We start from the raw sequence: 18,214 nt of genomic DNA on the forward strand, positions 1-18,214 counted from the left end.
TAAGTTTCAACTCTTCACCCTTTCAAATAGAAGTCCAAAATGATAAGGACCCACTTCAAACCTTTCCTTTAGGACATAGTCTGGAAATCTACTAACGTAGTCTTCTTCGCTCATCCTCAAATAGTAAGGTGGTCCTTGTTCAGTTCTTGTATCTTTCTTCCAATCTACTATGAGAATTCTCGAGTTCCTTTTGCTTATTCTCTTTATTTCCTCATAGATTTCCTCCTTATTTTCCATATCATGAAAAGAATTCGCCATCAGGACTAAATCTATCGTATTGCTCGGGACTAGTTTTACGGATTCAAAGAATTGAACCTTGTCATTTTTGCAATTCCTTTTAGCTGTATCTAACATCAGTTGATTGTTATCTATACAGTAGACCTTCAAGGCTATTTTAATTAATCTAATACAATAGAAACCGGGACCACATCCAATATCTACAACTACGTCATTATTTTTTACGAATTTTGGTAAAAATAGATCCGGATCTTCGAACTGTTTACGTTTATCGCTCATAAGAAAGTCAATCATCTTCTCATAATTCTTGAGAACCATAGGTATATTTCGTACCTAAAGTTTTTAACCTTTTTTAAAATGTTGTAAAGACATCTGTAATTATTTTCCAACTATTTTACTTATATTACAGATTATCGCTAAAAGAAGTATAACAACATTAAGTAGATTATTTATATATATAAAATTATTAAAATTTTTCAAGGAAATTTAAGATACCTTATAAGGAAAGCTTTTATGGGAAATCTCCTAGATACCATAACATCATAAGAAATATTTCATATTTCTGCTTAAAATATATATAAGTGAATTAGAATCTATCTCATACATTATATATGAAAAGATAATGAGCAGGACTATCTAAGTCGATAATTTATCAATAACTTAAGTAATAAAGGATGTAAAAGATTATATTTCCATTTTAATAATTTAATTAATGATTCTTTATTTTAATGAATAATTTCATCCAGACTACCTACATTAATTTATAATAAGGAGTCAAGTCTCAAATGATTCTATGATAAAAAAGACCATCAGTTACATAGCAGCGATTCTGTTATCATTAGTTTTCTTCACACTCGTAGTACTTCCTTCTTTACTTCCTAATAATTTATTTCATTTCATAAAGGTGAGCAATAAAGGGTATAGTGAAAATGTTTCAATTTATTTGATAAGCTGGTACGGTTGTCCCTTCGGTGCCTCTCTTTCATGGCCACTTTATGACGTTTTAAGCCATTTTGGAAATGTTACTGTTGAAACACATTATTCAATATATGAATCTGATGTTGGAGGATATGTGCCTGGCCTATTGTTCCTGGGTTTCATTCCGAACTCAACTGTGTCATTTCATTATATCTATTTGTATAACCAATACCTAAACGCCAGTCCGGAAGGAACTCCGATGAAGAATCTAGTAAATGGTGGAATCGAGGAACTAAGGAACGAAGCGCCCGCATGGGTTTATCAGCTAATTTTAAAATATGATATAAATGATTCCGACATATTTACCGGATTTTCTATTGTGTCGCCGGCTTACATGGGGAATCCGCCACACATACCGACTACGCTTATAATAACAGGACCTAACGGAACTTGGATCCTTATAGGTTATCTAAATAGTCTTAACCCATCCTCCTTGGCGGTATCCTCAGAAGGGCAGATCAGCAAAAGCCACATGTTATCACTACCATCGGTAGAGGAATCGGCCTCTACCATCATGTCAATTATAAACTCCGTAGAGTAGAAAATGAGGATAAAAATCCTATTGTTTTGAGGTTATCTTCCTATCCCTTATGATATACCATGTTCCAAGGGATATAGCTCCAACTTTTCCATCTCTATCCGTCAACTCGATAAGAACAACTACCGCAGTCCTTCCTTTCCTCACAACCCTAGCCTTGCACTTGAAAGGTCCATTGAACATGGGCTCAAGGAAGTTGATTTTCATCTCCTGAGTTACTTGATCCAATCCATCGTTTACTGTGCTAACTGCCAACCCACCGGCTAAATCTATCGCAGTGGCCATTATACCTCCGTTCAAAACTCCTCCTCTCCTAGTTAACTCCTCCTTAAAGGGAAACTCTATTTCACTCTCTCCATTTTCCATCCTTAATATTTTAGCATTAAGAAGAGAAGAAATGTTTCTCTCCTTATCCTTGACGTCAGAAATCAAGACTGAACTTGAAAATAAGATGAAAATTACCTAAAAAAGGTTATGGAGGTTTCACATCTATTGCAGCGACAGGACATACGTTGACGCAGGCCATGCAAAATATACACGCTTGTTCATTTATTGGGTCTGCCTTCTTCTCTGAAGCTGGATGACCGGGAGTGTCAAGCCACTGAAACACGTTAACTGGGCAAGCGTTTATACATGAGCCATCTGCAATGCATAGATCGAAGTCCACACCCACTATATTCCCGTGAATTCCGAGCACCTTAGGATTTTCGACCGGACCAAAAACTTTATGCCCCTCATGGTCTCCTGCATCTGGCCTACTTGTCCTGTAGCTAGGATCTATTCCCATTTTTCACCATTAATAACAAGGGCTGTTTCTCTTAATAATCTAACCCCTATCATGTTCGGGATTTAAAGATACATTTAAAGAAATATTAATTGTAAATATTTTTATAGCAAAATATTAGAAAATTTAAACCACTTTGTAGAATTATTGCCTTATAAGGAAGAAATTTAGATCAGAGCTAATAAACCACCAAGAATTATTAATGATACTATAACCCAATACACAACCATTCCTCTCTTACTTGTAGCGTGTTCTCCCATTAAGTTCTTGTTAGATGCTATGAAACCCATCAGGACTATTGGAAAGACTAATGCTAAAACCTCAAATACCATCAAGTTGAGTACTACATTAATCAATGAATCTGAAATTATTGGTATGAGAGCCGCCGGGAGGGACTCCGCTAAGTAAACCTTGAACCAGTTTCTCCTACCTATTCCCAAAGCTTCCGTAACACCCCATGCACTTCCAAGTGATATAATTACAAGGGCAATAAACCCGGATAACACAAGTGCCATCCCAAATACCAATGGAGAATAGGGACCTGCTATAGAAGAGAGAGAACTGGAAATCACGGATGGGTCTTGGAAATTAGCGTTTTTCAGCCCAGTAGAGGCAACCTCTATAGCAACCATGAGAAGCTCTGAAACCAGAGCGCCTACGAAAGTCTCGATCCTCATTGCCTTCACATTATGTATCCTCTTCTCAGCCGTCGCAGATGCCTGATAAAAGAGCATGAACGGCATTACTACTGCACCTATGTTTGCTGCAGCGAGGAATATGAAGCTCTTGGAGGTAGAGAAGAGAAAAGGAGAGGAGTATGGGTCAAATCCTCTAAACAAGGCAGCAAGGATGTATATCGCTATCATTATAATGGAGCCTGCAATTAGATATTTCTCAACTCTCATGTATTCTCTTTTATAGACTAGGAAGAGGTGCAAGAGATAAGCTATAGGAACGGATACGAGGGGAGAAATCCCCACCATTTCCATACCTACAGCTATTCCAGTGTACTCTGCGGCGTAGCTTAGGAAGTCTATCGTCGCCATTGGCATTGCAGATAATAACGCTACTTTAGGTCCCATGTTTTCCCTCAAAATTTCAGCTAAACCCTTACCGGTAGCTATTCCTATTCTCCCTGAGACCTCCTGAACCATGTAAAGGGGAACTACAAGCAGTAGAAGAAACCAGATCAGTCCATATCCGTATTGAACTCCGTTCTGGGCTGCCGTAATCAGGCTGGCTGCGTCCATATCGGCTATCATGACAAGCCAAGCAGGACCCCAACTCCTGAAGACTCCTTTGATACTCACATTTTCATCTTACACTCAGAACTATTAAACTTTACGACTGGGCGTAAAAGTTAGAAAAATAAAGAAAAAAATAATAAAAAGGAAAAAGAAAAATTGCATAAGTTTAAAGTCGTGTGTCATTGAAGTTAATTATGATAAGTTTCGACGAAGGGATTAGAAGAGCGTTGACCGAGGCTGGTTACTCGAAGCTTACTCCCGTTCAGGAGAGAGCTGTTCCTCTTCTTCTTCAAAACAAAAGCGTTATAATTCAGGCTAAAACAGGATCCGGAAAAACTGCGTCCTATGTTCTTCCGTTATTACAATTACGCTATACCTCTCTCGTAGTAACTCCTACGAGAGAACTTGCAGGTCAGGTGTCTGAAGAGTTCAAGAAGCTTGGAAAACACATGAACATCAATGTGGCTACTATAATAGGTGGCGTAGGATACACTTCCCAGTTAAATGAGTTGAGAAATGCCAATGTTGTGGTAGGTACCCCTGGAAGGCTTCTCGATCTATGGACTAAGGACAAAATCGATTTCTCCTCCTTTGAAGGGGTAGTAGTAGATGAAGTGGACAGGATGTTCGACATGGGGTTCGTTGAGGACGTAAGAATGATTCTAGGGCATACGTCCCCTAAGGTTTTCGGGTTCTTCTCAGCTACTGTTCCGCCAGAGGTAGAAAGCTTAGCCAGAGAGTTTGCAAAATGTGCTGAATTGATAAAGTTAGATGAGTACAAGCCGGTGGAGCAAGTGGAGCAAAGGTTTGTTGAAACTAGAAACGACTGGACTGACAAGGTCACCAAGCTGAAAGATCTGATAAGGAATAATAGAGGAAAAATCATAGTTTTCACCAGAACCAAGGAGAGGGCTAGAATGCTCCACAGCTCCCTCTGGGATTTGGGATACAGAGCCTCAGTTATGTACGGAGATTTACCTCAATCGAAGAGGGAACAGAACCTCAGGCTATTCAGAGAAGGAAAGAGAAATATTCTAGTATCTACTGACCTAGCTTCACGTGGAATAGATGTAATAGATGTAGATCTAGTGATAAATTTTGATGCTCCCCGCGACCTGGAAACTTACATTCATAGAGTTGGGAGGACTGGAAGGATGGGACGTAACGGGATAGCTCTGACATTTTACACCGGTAGAGAAAGGTCTATAGTAAGCAGAATGAAAGAACTCGCTAACAAGTTAGAGAAAGAAACAGCTTAATTTATCTAAGTTATAGTTGTAAAATCCTTTTATTATTTTCATTTTTTATGTGATAAATTCAAAATGTCATAAAATCAAATCGCTAATTTACATGAGATGTTTTAGACGTTATCAACATTGGAACTTGTGCCTGAAGGATTGCTATTCTCAAATGTCTTAACTAACTCACTTTCTTTACTGCGTGAAGCACACTCTCGTTCCTTCTTTTTCCTCTATTTTTTTACAACTTAACCTCTTTAAATTCACGAAGGATTGAAGCTTCTTCTTAAGTGCTTGGTCTATGTAAAGACATGTGTACGAGGTAATCATGTACCATACACCCTGCCTTACCTGAACTGTAATTAGTCTGGGCGAGAGTTCCAAGAGACCGTCAACTATCTTCTCGAAGTTATAGCCAGTGCCTACTACTCTTATCTCTTTGATTACGGAATCACCTGACACTCCATCTACATCTATCCCATCCACATAAAGCGTTATAACCGAACCCAACTTGAGGACTGAGGAGAATTCCTTTGGAGATACCTCTATCTTATACTTGCTCAGATAAGACAACCATCTGTCAAGTTTCCTTCCCCTCAATTTTGACCTAATTGCTCCCTGAAGGCTCATGGACGATACAAGATCGTTCATGTTCACAGTTATGTAGTCTGCGTCCCTGAAGATCATGCTTCCGCTACATTTGTTCTCAGTTATCATGTCCCCGCAAATGTATGTATATTCTTGTAATGGAGGAATCAGCATGTCTTCAGGCTCACCGACTCTCAAATCCATAGACTAAAAGAAACTAATCGATTTATATTTCTGCACCATAAAACTAGACTCTATACTAATATTAATATAAAGAATAAAAAATACCTATCCTTATAGGTACGAGGAGAGTTCCTTTTCACCGAATGAGCGCCTCTTGGGTTACAACTTATAAATAAGATCTATCAGCAAATTAAAATATTAAATGCATCCTATACAGCAAGTATGGTAGTGTTCAATTAAATCCATTATAGGTCTTTAAGTAAACTTAAATCTTAAATTATTTATAAATGAAAGACTTTTAGTCATCATTTGTCAGAACTCGGCAAAAACATCACAGATCAGCAATGAATATATATTGAGCCTTGATTAGGTAAAAAATCGCACGTTTTATCGTTACCCGCCCTGAAATCAAGAGGGAACTATATATTCCAAGACAGCTTTTCCTTTTTATAAATTAACATAATTATAGATGTTAAAGAGAAAAACCCATTAATTCAAAGTATCTTTGGATTGTGTGATACACATTTATAACTAGAATGTAACAATCTATTCAATGGCTAAAAGGAAGAACAATGTTAAGACTAAGAACAAAAAACAAGATAGTAAGCTGATTTACATACCGTTCATAGTTTTAGGTGTACTAATTGTAGCTCTAATAGGGTTCACTTCGTTCAGCCATCCAGTGTTTTCGCCCTCAAGTTCATTTTCCAGTTCTCCTGCTCCCTTCAAGTTCTTTCAAGTAAATACTCAGAACTACGCTGGGAACGATTCCGTCCAAGTATTTTTCATTAGCTGGTACGGGTGTCCTTATGGGGCAACAGATTCGTGGGCTCTATATAAGACACTTTCTCAATACGGGAATATACAAGCAACACCAGGTCATTCTATAAGCGAACCTAACATTCCTTACATTCCCTCCCTTTGGTTCACAAGTTTCAAGCCTAATTCTAGCGTATATTTCCATTACCTTTACATGTATAATGAATACCTGAACGCTACTCCTTCTGGGATTCCAATAAATCCAGAAAATGGTAGCGCAGTTATAGTTGGGCTTCAAGAAATCAAAGACAACCTGAGCTATGCTCCTTGGATTTATAACATTATTGAGCAATACGAGGTAGACACTCCACTTGTGAGCAGCTCATCTGGGCTTAATGATTCCATTGCCTATTCAACATCAGCCCCTCACATAGCTACTATGATAATAATAACTGGTCCCGGTGGAACTTATGCATTAATAGGTTATCCAACACCAGCTATGAATCCGGACGAGATAGGACAAAACAGTGCATCCGCAGCCCAAAACTATTCAGAAAACTTACTATCTCAGTTAAAAAACAATGACATTACAGACAGTAACGTGAACACAATGATAAACGAAGGCAGCCAAGTCTTCAACTATATCATTTCAAAGGCTCAATAACCTTGTAACGCTCTTTATCCTCTACTACCTTCACCAAAGACTTCAGAGAGTCCGACATACAGTCTTCTTTACATTTATCAATACTGGGAACTCCCTTGTCAAATAGAAGAACTATTTGTGAGAACTTTCCAATGTTATCCTGAACTAGAATTTCTGCATTTCTAGTATTCCATATAACTGGAAGTGCTTCAAACTCATGATACATAGACTTCTTGTAGAAATCTGAGTTCATCCAGGATTCCTTTATTGAAGAACCGTTTCCATATTTGTTTTGTCCAGTGAAAAGCGGTACTAGAAGCACGTCGGCGCTCTCAACTTGGTTTTTAACATTTCTTCCATTCTTGTCCCTTATTCTTTCAAACATTAGAGACATGTAATGTTTGCCTATGTCCTCGTCATACACGTTATCTTTATCGTATTTAGAATGGAACTCCGAGTTAGCCCAAGAATACGCCTCCACTATCTCGTCCTTATGTTCATAGATCTGATCGTAAAATGGATATTCAGTTACCATGGAAAGTGCAGGAGAAGCTACAAATACCTTCTTGTCCTTAAGTGAAGGTAATTCAAAATATTTATGAGAAATCAGAGGATCTGCCCCTATCCCCGCTACGTATCCATAACTTTCATGGGTAAATGAATAATATGATACCCTATAGTGATTTAGGAAGATTGAATCAGGATACCAACCCTTAAAATATGATAGAGCTTCAGAAGCGGATTCAGATATCGCTTCCTCTATACGAGAAAAAGCGTCCTTAGTGTTGTCGAAATCTCCATCCAGCTCTCCATAAGGCACAAATATTGGCTCTCCCCATTTCGGTATTGCATATCTCATCCCATAACCTTTAGCTATGTCAGGCATAGAACAGTCGATTATAGTTTTTATTGCAGTTTTCATATTTTTGTTCAGTGAATCTATATGATATATTACTTTCTTGCTTCGCTTAAAGAGAAAACTCATGTCTGAAAAAAGCTCTCTCCGCAAAAAAAGTTACCTAAGATTTCCGTGTCAAGATATATCAGACTAGTAGCCTTCATCACGATTCAGTTTCTGGCGGCATCTTCATTGAACTATTCGAAGTTAGAGTCCCTTTTAAATATACCTTATAATTTAGAGTAACTACTAGTTAAATTTAGATCCTAAATAGAGTTAAACTTAAATTAGAAGAAAGATAACGTATGATAGAGATAGAAATGTCATATCAAATAGATCATATACCTTTAATCGGTGAGGAATTTCCCCACCTAGAAGTAGAAACTACTCAAGGAAAGAAAGTCCTTCCTGACGACTATAAAGGAAAGTGGTTTCTTCTCTTCTCCCATCCAGGAGACTTCACGCCCGTTTGCACGACCGAATTTATAGCTTTCGCGAAGAGATCGGAAGACTTTAAAAAAGCGGACGTGGAATTGATAGGGCTTAGTGTAGACAGCACTATAAGTCACATAAAATGGATTGAATGGATTAAAGAGAAGGTCGGAGTCGAGGTACCTTTTCCAGTTATCGCAGACCCAATGGGATATGTATCGAAAAGGCTAGGAATGATTCACGCCCAGTCAGCTACGTCAACTGTAAGGGCAGTGTTCCTAGTGGACGATAAATCCAAGGTAAGGCTCATAATGTACTATCCACTAGAGTTGGGTAGAAATATAGATGAACTTTTGAGAGCAATAAAGGGACTTCAGATGGTCGATAAGTACAAGGTCGCAATTCCAGCGAATTGGCCTAACAACGAGGTAATTGGAGACAATTTCCTTGTCCCTCCTCCAAGAAATATAGCTGACATTGGAAAGAGGTTACAGGAATACAAAGGGCTGGACTGGTGGTTTACCTATAAGGAATCTCCCAAGGAAGACGCCGAGGAAGCCAGGAAATACTTGGAGAGAGTAGCTAAGGCTATACCTAAAGGCCAGTAGGACGGCATTCTCCTAGACTCTCTTATCTCAAATATTTTCCTTTTTTAATTGAAAATAGGAGATTATTTCTCTAAATTTAATAGATAGATTTTCTCTAAAATATTTATAATGTAATCACCTTTTAATAAAAAAATAACGAAAGACACTTAAACTAATATGAGCTAATTTCCTTAATGAGTAGTGAAGTTTGCATTGAAGTTTCCAACGTGATCAAAAGATATGGGGCTGTGACAGCGTTATCTGGGCTAACATTTTCTATACCTTGTGGTCAGAAATTTGCCCTTTTAGGACCTAATGGAGCTGGAAAATCTACTACGTTAAAGCTACTAATGGGTTTTCTAAAACCAGATTCGGGATCCGTTAAAATAAAGGGAATGCCACCTTACGACGTAGAAGTAAGGAAGATAACTGGATATTTACCTGAAAATGCGCAACCCTATAGAACAATGTCTGTAAAAGACAATATACAATACGTTGCAGCGTTAAGAGGAATAGACGTCACTCAAGCTTTGGAGATAGTAGAACTTCTCGACCTGAAGAAGTACTGGAACTATAAAGTATCCCAACTGTCGCAAGGGAATATGCAAAAGCTCTCTATAGTTCTGGCAATAATGCATAGACCTAGCATATTACTCATGGATGAGCCTTTAAATTACCTCGATATTCCAACTCAAGAAGCAGTAATAGAAATTCTTTCAAAGACGGCTTCTACCATGCTTGTATCAACTCACATAATGAGCGTAGCAGGAAGACTAACTGATAACATTATCATGATAAATGGAGGTCAGGTAGTATGGAAAGGAACGTTTAGCGATATAAGAGAAATGGGTAGAGAAGATGAACCTATAGAAAGCATAGTAGCTAAGCTAATGAGGGAGATGCATGGAACTGGTTGAAATAGCAAAGAAACTTAAAGAGTTAGGAACTGAGTATGAAGAGAATCTAGACTTGCTTCTCAATGAACTAAACAAACATGTTACTACAGAGTGCGTGGCGCTAGACATGGAAGACTCCCTCTTTCCCATTTACTCCATTTCCAATGTTAAGGCTGAAGCTATACTAGCTTTACCGTATAAATGTATGGGAAGGATTGGGTTCCTTATAATTAACGAAAGAGGTCTTTTCTTCGAAGATATGCAAGGACAAAGTAAGTTACTCAAAGGTTTTAAAGATGAAAAAATTTAGTAATAAGAAACGATAATCTCTATTGTGCTACCTTTCACTCAGGATAAGAAAAAAGAGGGATTATTCAGCATAGCTTTACCTTTGTTCTCTTGGTGGATTCCGATCATGGGACCTATAATAACGGGATTCTTAATAGGTCTGAATTTAGACAGGAAAAAAGCCTTGAAGTTCAGCATAATAGATTCTATAATAGGCTCTTTGGTTACTACTTCGATCTATTATCTTCTAAAGGAATTTGGAGTCATAAGCAACCTTTTCCTCGTAGCGGTTATAATATTCAATGTATTAGGTTCTATCTTATGTATTAGTGTCTCACTTTTTATCAGCAGAAACATGACTAGAACTATAGTTACGAACAACAGATTAGAGGCAGATTTCTATGTTAAAAGTCTTGATGAAATAGAAGAGAAATTGAAAAATTACCTAGATCCAGCACAGTGTACTCCACCAAAATACGGACTCTCAGAAAATAAGATAGAAATCATGAGAAAATGCGGAAATATGAGTCTTAACTATGAAGTTACTGAAGATAGCCCCAACTTATACAAGGTTCACCTTGTGATCTCCACGTAGCGAAATACCCCGACCTCACGGGCAAGGCTTCCTGCTTCATAGCTCCACCTTGCTCGTAGCTTGAGACTACTGGTAGTGGGAGGAGGTCTACAATGATCGTTCCGACCCTGACTTGAACATTATCTATGTCCCAGACTATAGGACTGCTGGTTGAAACGTAGACATATCACATCAACCCTCGCTTTAATCAAGGCGTCTAGATGGCACTTGCTCCATCGATGGCTGTCGCCAGTATTGATTGCGAACCGATATTTAAACCTATACGAAGGGACTATCTATCTCCATTCTCGCCGATGATGTCTTCCGCCTCCTTTGAACCCACCATTAAGGTGAAGTTTCTTTTATAACGAATGCTCTCTCTATGTTCCTATAGAGAACATAAGTTAAAATGAATTTATCATAAAGAGATAATCTTTATAACTTTATCTGAAAACTATATTCTAAAAAAGAAGAATTCTCTTTAAATTACAGAGGATATTAACTGTTTAAAAGCCATAAAGTCCTTGGGCTTCTCTACTGTTAAGATTGAGTTAGTCATAGTTCCTTTGATAAATGACGGGTCTACTTTCATTGGTAGCTTTGAAGCTACTCTATTTGCAGCTTCCTCAGGGTTCCTCTTAAATTCTTCAATTCCTTTCATATAAGCACTTAAAATCATTTCTTCATTTCTATTTAAATGAACACCGCAACTACCCGGTACTTCAGGTAAAAGCTCTTCAAAAGGTATACCTTTTCCTACAGCAGATGAAACTACTGCAGAATCAACCTGATTTGACTTTAAAAGTTTCATTATTTCACTTTGATCATCTACATATACTATTTCAATGTTTTTACCAGCTTTTGTAATATAAGATCTTAGTAATACATCGGCCGCGCTTCCCTTTCTCCATACCACCATTTTATTACCTAAAGAGGGAAAAACCTGCATCAGACCTTTAACAAGTACTCTATCTATCCTAAGTCCTCTTCTTACTAAGGAAACTGTAGAATCGAAAACTGCATCTGCCTCTCCCTCTTTTCCGAAGTCAACTTTTATTCTTCCATCTCCAGCCGCTAATAAAGGATACACTACTGGACCTGGAGCTGCTATTACATGTGCATGAAATGTGGAACTCATAGATCATTTCTATAACTAAACATTTTTAAGTTTAACTGTTAGAAGGTAAAACAGCTTTAATCTACTACATCTCCTGTCCATGAATATTTGCATGCTTTCCTTTGATTTTTCCATTTTTATCATATATTTTTAAAAACTGCAATTAATCTTATAGTATGAATGGTTTCTTCTTATTACTCTAAAGTCAGAAATCACTTTCATACACTCAATGAAAATATAAGCCGACAATAGCGAAAAGAATATTTTTCTGTCAATTCCTAATTTCTTTAAGATACTTAAGAAGATTAACTTCAAATTCAGTCTTTCTTCCTAAAAATCTCATAAAGCCTTCCTCTGTAATTTTACCCGATAGAAACAATGAGATTGCTGTATAGAGCCTTTCTATGCTACAAGGATAAGCAGAAAGATCCAACTTTTTAATGACATCTTCTGCCTTATTCTCTGGCATATATACCACTAAATCTGAATTATAGCTTTTGCTATATCTCTTATAGAGATTATCCCTACTACCTTTCCCTTATCAGTAACAGGTAAGTGTCTAATCCCTTTATCAATCATTAGTCTAGCTGCATCTTGAAGGTCTGCTGATGCATCTATACCTATTACGTCTTTTGTCATGTAATCAGCTACGGTGGAATTTAGATTCCCATCTGCAGCAGCTCTGGTTATATCCCTTTCAGTTAAGATTCCTATCATCCTTCCTTTTTCGTCAACAACCGCCAATGCACTGATATTTAAAAGGGACATGTCCTTAGCTGAATCAACTAGGAGATCGCTCGGTTTAGCTACGATTACCTTTCTACTAATGTAATGCTGATCCATAATTATAATATAGCTTCCACATTTAAAAGAATAGCTTTTCTTCTAAACATGCTTTATGCATTCATACTAGAAGTGAAAACTCTCTCATTTTTATTTAGCAAAAAGTAACATTAGTATTTGATTCTGGCATGAAGAAGCATTCACTCTGGCTCTGCGTCCCTGTTCTCAGATAAAATAAATTTCTTATTAGATGATTTTATCGAATTACCATCAAATATAAACATTAGTTGATCCAATTTAGGTTTTAAAGGTCTGTTTGTAACTACTATAAGAGGAAATTTCTTTAATTCTTGATTTAACGAAACCAAGCTATTAACGTGAAGAGAAAGTTTCTTCTTATCGGATAGTTTCCTTAGGAACTTCACGTTTTCTATGACATCAGTTACATTATAGAAAGTATGAACTATTTTATGTTCCACTTCCACTAGGCTCTCATCATCCATTATGAAAACAACGTCTAGAGCTCCGAACTTTTCGAACATCTTAACTAGAAACGATTTCAGAACATCATCATCAATGGTGGAATTTAGGTCAATTGCTATCAATGGTTTCATAGTTAAGAGGTCTGTTGTCTGTTTATAAACTTTTGCGTGGCTTTGCTTAAAAGAAAATAATTTATTTTAATAAAAAAATAATTTTTATCTTCTTTTTATACTAAGAAAACTGAGTATCTTTAGTATCAATTAAAATAAAAATAGATAAAAAAGCTTTATAATTAAAATTATAACTTCAAGGCTTCAAAACAAATGGAATGAAATTCGAATCTAAGTGAAGAAGAAAACAATTTCTTATCTACAGTGAGTCCATGCTAATTCTTTTTAACACTAAAAATTTTACAAATATAATACTAACATTTCGAAAGATTATCAAATTAGGCCTTATTCCTCTATCTAAAAATTCTCTACTAGATTAATTTAATAAATTTTTAATATTTCCCAATACAGTTTAGATCATTATTTATAGAAAATTACATTACTTTGTTTAAATGGGACGTGTTACATATATATCTGGTCACCGTATTAAATCACATGATAACAGTTATAGGAGGAGGGCCGGCGGGCATATATGCTTCCATAGAGGCAGCTAAGAGAGGAGCTAAAGTTACCTTAATTGAAAGAGAAGATAGGCTCGGAGGTACGTGTACGCTTTACGGGTGTATTCCAACTAAGTCTATGCTTTATCCTTTGAATATAAGGAACTCCATAGACAAAATTGGAGGAAGCGCTTCTATTTCCACCGATACTCTTCAACAACTTGCGAAAGGATCAATAGAGAGACTAAGTAAGGGAATTGAATCCATACTGGAAAGTATGGACATTAACGTGGTCCATGGAAAAGGTTTTCTGAGATCTGGAAAGGTTAACATAAACAACGAAAGTGTAGACTCTGACGCAGTGATAATAACAACTGGTACAGAACGAAAAAGAGAAGAAGGGTTAATTTATAGTGAAGATTTACATGAAGTAGATCTTTCCTTTAGAAGCATAGGCATAATAGGAGGAGACGTTGGAGGATTGGAATCTGCATGGATGCTGAAAGAACTAGGAAAGGAGGTGTACTTGATAGACAGGTCTCCTTTTCTATTAAGTTACCTAGACAACGACATGAGATCTTCCATTACAAATTTCTTTAAGAAAATAGGTATAAAAGTTATTCTAAATACTGAAGTTAAAGAAATAGCCAAAAAAGGAGAATCGTTTTCTCTTTCATTAAGTGATGGAAGTACAATTAGCGTAGAAAGAGTATTGAAGAGCTTCGGAAGATATCCTGCTACTGAAGGAATAGATCTACCAAAAGAGAGATATATCAAAGTTGACGATTACCTCAGGACTGGAGTAAACAATATTTATGCTGCAGGTGACGTGATTGGAACTCATACGGCTCACTCAGCAATTCACGCAGGGAAAATAGCAGGGTCTAACGCTACAGGGAGCAAGCTTCTATTTAATAGAGAAGCGATCCCCCATGTAGTTTACACCAAACCAGAAATAGCTTATACTGGGATAATGGAAGGTAATTGTGTAAAATTGCAAGCCGCATCCAATGGAAGGGAAATAATAGAAAGGGAAACTCAGGGTTTCCTAAAGCTATGTTCTTCAAATGATAGGTTGATATCAGCAGAAGCTTTCATGGAAGGGGCTGAATACGTAATATCAATAGCGTCATTGATGATTAGAATGCATCTTACCTTACCTCAGCTTATGGACTTCATACCTCCTCATCCATCAACTTTTGAACTTCTTAAAGACGGCATAGAGCTGTTAGCAAACAAGAAATGACTCTATTTTTTATCTTAATGGGTTTAGGGGCGCAAGACCCTAGTGTGAGGATGGATAGCCCTTTGCAGTGAAGGTTGACGCAAGAGTCATATGCGTATTCAATGAAAGTCATAAGACGGGGCAAGTGTCACCGGGACTCCTCTAAGCAAGGGTCTGTATGATATGCCTTTGTCATTAGTGGTCTTCAAGGCACGTGGAATGTTCACTCAAGGTCAGGGTCGGAACGACCCGTAGTGCAAAGCTCCGCCCTATGCCAGCCCTTGGTAAGATGAAGCTAGGAAGCAGGAAGCCACGTCCGCTAGGGCGAGGCAGTTCACCATAAAGCAATTAGAGATCCTAGTCATTCTAATCTATCGCTATAATTATTATTTCTCTCTATATACTAGAGGTGTCTTACAGTCATTTACTGGTTTTGCATAAAGTTAGTATTAACGTCTTCAGGTTCCTCGTACCATTTGACCTTTTCTCCGACCTTTGATCTCATCTTCCACTTCATAGACTTCGGGTGTTTTTCTACATGTTCCATGATCTCATCTAACTTTTTACTTATAGAGCTAAAATAATCTGGATAGCTACTTGAAGCGTACTTTTTGACATTATCTACATTTATAGAAAATGTCTTGTAAAAACCCCAATCATCAGATAAAAGTTTCGCTATATAGTTAACATTCAGCGTATGTTCATCATCTTTATCTCCAATGTTAACATCGTGTAGAAGTGCAAGGATGTCCTTATAATCATTTTCAGTAATTTTAACAATTTGCATTTTACTCAAAAGTAAATCTGAGGTAGGAATAGTATATTTCATCACATTTAGTCTATTCTTTAATATTATTTTATGGCACATATTAAATTCGTCCAAGAATATATCTATTGTAGTCTCCAAAACAGGATCGTAGAACATAAGCCTTACACTACCGTGGAGAGCATTAAATCTCTTGTTAGGTGTCATACCTATTTTCTCTAGTGCTGAGGATATCTTTGAGCTTTGATTCGAAATACCGAAGTAGTCTGCATCCTTATATTGACGGGAGAAGATCTTAGATCCTTCCTCTGCAATTATAGCAATTGCGGCTCCTCCTATAAGCCTAAGTGTAACCCCTTCGCTTTCGCATTTATCTATGACTTCCTTCGCTCGCCCTAAAAGCACCTCCCTTTGAACTGCTATCTCATTTCACCTTGTTATTGTTAGTCAGCAAGGTTTTTATTTTTATTATGTTATAGACTAAACATTATACAGCTAAATCATGTGAAGCTTCTAGGAAATAAAGAAATTTTTCGCTAATTTCTGTAGATTCACAGAAAAATCTTACATGAACTTTTGATGTGGATTGAAAAGGAGAATAAGGAGAAGAAAACTGAATAGAAATAAAATAGAAATAAAAGGAGAAGAAAAGGAACAACATTCCTACTCTGGTGGAATCTCCTCGAAGAGTTTACTCATATCGATTCCTACTCTCTTTTTAGTGTAGAACTTTGCTAGGGCGTAGATTAGAACTCCAGAGCCATAGATCGCAACTAGAGATCCTATTGTAGGAAGATTGATAGGTAAAAGGAATTGATTCCCCCAAGTTATTGATAATGTGTACATTAGGAAGGCAAAAGTCAGGAAACCTACAATAGATATTACAGGCAAACCCATGATCTTCCTCTGGAATGGAACTGCATTTTCATAGACTCTCTTTTTCAGATATGGCATCAATGCAGTAGATAGAGCAAAAACTGCATATCCTATCTGGAATATCACAGTCACATCTACAGTCGAGATGAGAGGAAGATAAGCATACATAATCACTCCAGCCAAACCTATTATGGAAACTAAAATGGTAGCCTTCAGCGGTATGTGATACCTTTCGTTAACGTCTGCCATCCATTCAGGGAATATTCTGTCAAATGACCAAGCGAACATATACCTCGTTAACGCGACTACAAGCGGTGGGTTACTATAGAAGTTAGGAAGCCACAATGCTATGAACATAATCACGTAAATGAAAACGTTGTGATCCACAATTAGAGCAAAGAACGGAGTGAAAGGTCCTATGTCCTGAAACTTAGAGTAAACTGGATCGGAGACTCCGTTGCAATCAATATAAGACCATGAAGTGAGAAACTTTTGACCGAATGCATGGGTATTAAGGAAAGCGAAAAGAGCATAGTAAACTCCTACTAACGCTATCGTTACTATAATCGAGTAGAATACATTCTTCCTCACATTCTTCATTTCACCACTCCATGATGCAGGTAAATTGTACCAGGAATAATAATACCACACAACTGGAAGAGCTAGAAGAGTAGCAGAAAGAGGAGAGAAAAATGAAAGACCATTAGCTTCGGCGTCAGATATGACCTCTGAATATGCGTTTGGATAACCTGATACAGAGCTAAGACTGCTCGCGAATGAAGAAGGAGTTATAGTAGCTAAGCCTACGAACATTATTATCGTTGCTAAGATAGAAATGAACCCACCGTAGACTATAAACTTCCAGTGGTTTTTACCTATTGAGGCTATGACACTGCTAAATACAACAATTATTAGACCTAAAGATACTTCTCCTATTTTACTATTGAAGAAATTGCCTAGAGCAAGAAAAGATGAACTGTGATAATATATTCCTAGTCCAGCGAACAAGTAAGCGAACCATTGTGCACCATAAAAGCTGTATATTCCTAGAGATAGAGCGAAAGCTATCCAGAGACCCCAGTAGTTTACAAAGCCTATGGCAGGGTGTGTAGCTCTACTGTTGAATACATAATCTCCTCCTGCTCTGGGCATTGATACAGAAGAGATAAAAAATAATGATGCCATAGCTAGAGTAGGTAGCAAAGAGATAGCAAATGAGAGCGGCAAATTAGCTCCGGGGGAGAGGAACATCCATTCTATTATTAGAATTGGAACCCCTCCTGTCACTAAACCAAAGGTGGCCAGAGATGAGGACCATGGGCTTACTTCTCTGACTAGACCTGATGATTGTCTTATGAAAAGATTTTTAGAGGGAGTATTTTGGGCCATTCCGCCAAAACTTAAACAATTACTTATCGCTTATAAAGTGAACTCACTCTTCTTTACTAGAATCTTTAAGCTCAGAATAAGAAAAAAGAGCGAAA

At 37.3% G+C, this 18,214-nt stretch carries 21 protein-coding genes; 9 read left to right on the forward strand and 12 right to left on the reverse strand.

The genetic code is table 11. The annotated features are described in order from the left end of the window. Nucleotides 1-6 precede the first annotated feature (6 nt). The gene (locus IC007_RS12905) at nt 7-555 is read right to left on the reverse strand and encodes a class I SAM-dependent methyltransferase (RefSeq protein WP_054845288.1); all 549 of its coding nucleotides are present in this window, start codon (nt 553-555) and stop codon (nt 7-9) included. A 475-nt stretch (nt 556-1,030) separates the two neighbouring features. On the opposite strand from IC007_RS12905, the gene IC007_RS12910 reads away from it, so the two are divergent. Beyond that, a complete protein-coding gene (locus IC007_RS12910; RefSeq protein ID WP_149528876.1) occupies nt 1,031-1,756 on the forward strand; it encodes a DUF929 domain-containing protein in 726 nt (241 codons plus the stop codon). An 18-nt stretch (nt 1,757-1,774) separates the two neighbouring features. On the opposite strand, the gene IC007_RS12915 is transcribed toward IC007_RS12910, so the two are convergent. The 3 genes from IC007_RS12915 to IC007_RS12925 form a co-directional block, all read right to left on the reverse strand. Beyond that, entirely contained in the window at nt 1,775-2,152 is a 378-nt protein-coding gene (locus IC007_RS12915; protein WP_370685238.1) for a PaaI family thioesterase, read from the reverse strand. A gap of 73 nt (nt 2,153-2,225) precedes the next feature. Then, on the reverse strand, nt 2,226-2,540 hold the full coding sequence (locus IC007_RS12920; protein WP_054845291.1) for a 4Fe-4S dicluster domain-containing protein: 315 nt from the start codon (nt 2,538-2,540) through the stop codon (nt 2,226-2,228). 164 nt (nt 2,541-2,704) lie between these two features. Then, nucleotides 2,705-3,847, reverse strand: a complete 1,143-nt coding sequence (locus tag IC007_RS12925) for an NRAMP family divalent metal transporter (RefSeq protein ID WP_054845292.1) — start codon at nt 3,845-3,847, stop codon at nt 2,705-2,707. A 131-nt stretch (nt 3,848-3,978) separates the two neighbouring features. Here IC007_RS12925 and IC007_RS12930 point away from each other — a divergent pair, with 131 nt between their 5' ends. After that, the gene (locus IC007_RS12930) at nt 3,979-5,043 is read left to right on the forward strand and encodes a DEAD/DEAH box helicase (RefSeq protein ID WP_149528877.1); all 1,065 of its coding nucleotides are present in this window, start codon (nt 3,979-3,981) and stop codon (nt 5,041-5,043) included. A 174-nt stretch (nt 5,044-5,217) separates the two neighbouring features. Here IC007_RS12930 and IC007_RS12935 read toward each other — a convergent pair whose 3' ends face one another. After that, nucleotides 5,218-5,814, reverse strand: a complete 597-nt coding sequence (locus tag IC007_RS12935) for a hypothetical protein (protein WP_054845293.1) — start codon at nt 5,812-5,814, stop codon at nt 5,218-5,220. A 532-nt stretch (nt 5,815-6,346) separates the two neighbouring features. Here IC007_RS12935 and IC007_RS12940 point away from each other — a divergent pair. Then, nucleotides 6,347-7,216 carry a DUF929 domain-containing protein gene (locus IC007_RS12940; RefSeq protein ID WP_149528878.1) on the forward strand — a complete coding sequence of 290 codons (870 nt, stop codon included), beginning with the start codon at nt 6,347-6,349 and terminating at the stop codon, nt 7,214-7,216. Here IC007_RS12940 and IC007_RS12945 read toward each other — a convergent pair. Next, entirely contained in the window at nt 7,197-8,180 is a 984-nt protein-coding gene (locus IC007_RS12945) for a hypothetical protein (RefSeq protein ID WP_054845296.1), read from the reverse strand. The genes IC007_RS12940 and IC007_RS12945 overlap by 20 nt on opposite strands. Before the next feature lie 218 nt (nt 8,181-8,398). Between IC007_RS12945 and IC007_RS12950 the strand changes: the two genes are divergently transcribed. From IC007_RS12950 to IC007_RS13960, 5 genes are all read left to right on the forward strand, one after another. Continuing rightward, nucleotides 8,399-9,133, forward strand: coding sequence for a peroxiredoxin (locus IC007_RS12950; protein ID WP_232048938.1), 735 nt, complete (start codon nt 8,399-8,401; stop codon nt 9,131-9,133). A 173-nt stretch (nt 9,134-9,306) separates the two neighbouring features. Further along, complete coding sequence (locus tag IC007_RS12955; RefSeq protein WP_054845297.1) at nt 9,307-10,029, forward strand: ABC transporter ATP-binding protein; 723 nt, start codon at nt 9,307-9,309, stop codon at nt 10,027-10,029. Continuing rightward, entirely contained in the window at nt 10,016-10,318 is a 303-nt protein-coding gene (locus IC007_RS12960; protein ID WP_054845298.1) for a hypothetical protein, read from the forward strand. Before IC007_RS12955 ends, IC007_RS12960 begins: the two co-directional genes overlap by 14 nt. Before the next feature lie 105 nt (nt 10,319-10,423). Continuing rightward, the gene (locus tag IC007_RS12965; protein WP_149528879.1) at nt 10,424-10,891 is read left to right on the forward strand and encodes a hypothetical protein; all 468 of its coding nucleotides are present in this window, start codon (nt 10,424-10,426) and stop codon (nt 10,889-10,891) included. A gap of 200 nt (nt 10,892-11,091) precedes the next feature. Next, the gene (locus tag IC007_RS13960) at nt 11,092-11,238 is read left to right on the forward strand and encodes a hypothetical protein (RefSeq protein ID WP_162204973.1); all 147 of its coding nucleotides are present in this window, start codon (nt 11,092-11,094) and stop codon (nt 11,236-11,238) included. A 113-nt stretch (nt 11,239-11,351) separates the two neighbouring features. Here the strand turns inward: IC007_RS13960 and IC007_RS12970 are convergent, their stop codons facing one another. The 4 genes from IC007_RS12970 to IC007_RS12985 form a co-directional block, all read right to left on the reverse strand. Beyond that, nucleotides 11,352-12,008: a DUF3834 domain-containing protein gene (locus IC007_RS12970; protein WP_054845300.1), complete on the reverse strand. Its 657-nt coding sequence runs from the start codon at nt 12,006-12,008 to the stop codon at nt 11,352-11,354. Between the two features lie 250 nt (nt 12,009-12,258). Continuing rightward, entirely contained in the window at nt 12,259-12,456 is a 198-nt protein-coding gene (locus tag IC007_RS12975; RefSeq protein ID WP_149528880.1) for a hypothetical protein, read from the reverse strand. An 8-nt stretch (nt 12,457-12,464) separates the two neighbouring features. After that, on the reverse strand, nt 12,465-12,830 hold the full coding sequence (locus IC007_RS12980) for a CBS domain-containing protein (protein WP_054845302.1): 366 nt from the start codon (nt 12,828-12,830) through the stop codon (nt 12,465-12,467). Nucleotides 12,831-12,970: 140 nt separating this feature from the next. Next, nucleotides 12,971-13,384 carry a hypothetical protein gene (locus tag IC007_RS12985; RefSeq protein WP_054845303.1) on the reverse strand — a complete coding sequence of 138 codons (414 nt, stop codon included), beginning with the start codon at nt 13,382-13,384 and terminating at the stop codon, nt 12,971-12,973. A gap of 474 nt (nt 13,385-13,858) precedes the next feature. On the opposite strand from IC007_RS12985, the gene IC007_RS12990 reads away from it, so the two are divergent. Then, the gene (locus IC007_RS12990; RefSeq protein WP_149528881.1) at nt 13,859-15,109 is read left to right on the forward strand and encodes an FAD-dependent oxidoreductase; all 1,251 of its coding nucleotides are present in this window, start codon (nt 13,859-13,861) and stop codon (nt 15,107-15,109) included. A 403-nt stretch (nt 15,110-15,512) separates the two neighbouring features. Here IC007_RS12990 and IC007_RS12995 read toward each other — a convergent pair whose 3' ends face one another. Both IC007_RS12995 and IC007_RS13000 read right to left on the reverse strand, forming a co-directional pair. Beyond that, nucleotides 15,513-16,259 carry a hypothetical protein gene (locus IC007_RS12995; RefSeq protein ID WP_370685215.1) on the reverse strand — a complete coding sequence of 249 codons (747 nt, stop codon included), beginning with the start codon at nt 16,257-16,259 and terminating at the stop codon, nt 15,513-15,515. A 258-nt stretch (nt 16,260-16,517) separates the two neighbouring features. Beyond that, nucleotides 16,518-18,119: an APC family permease gene (locus IC007_RS13000; protein ID WP_054845306.1), complete on the reverse strand. Its 1,602-nt coding sequence runs from the start codon at nt 18,117-18,119 to the stop codon at nt 16,518-16,520. Between the last annotated feature and the right edge of the window lie 95 nt (nt 18,120-18,214).

This window comes from Sulfuracidifex tepidarius (assembly GCF_008326425.1).
Taxonomy (GTDB): Archaea; Thermoproteota; Thermoprotei_A; order Sulfolobales; family Sulfolobaceae; genus Sulfuracidifex; species Sulfuracidifex tepidarius.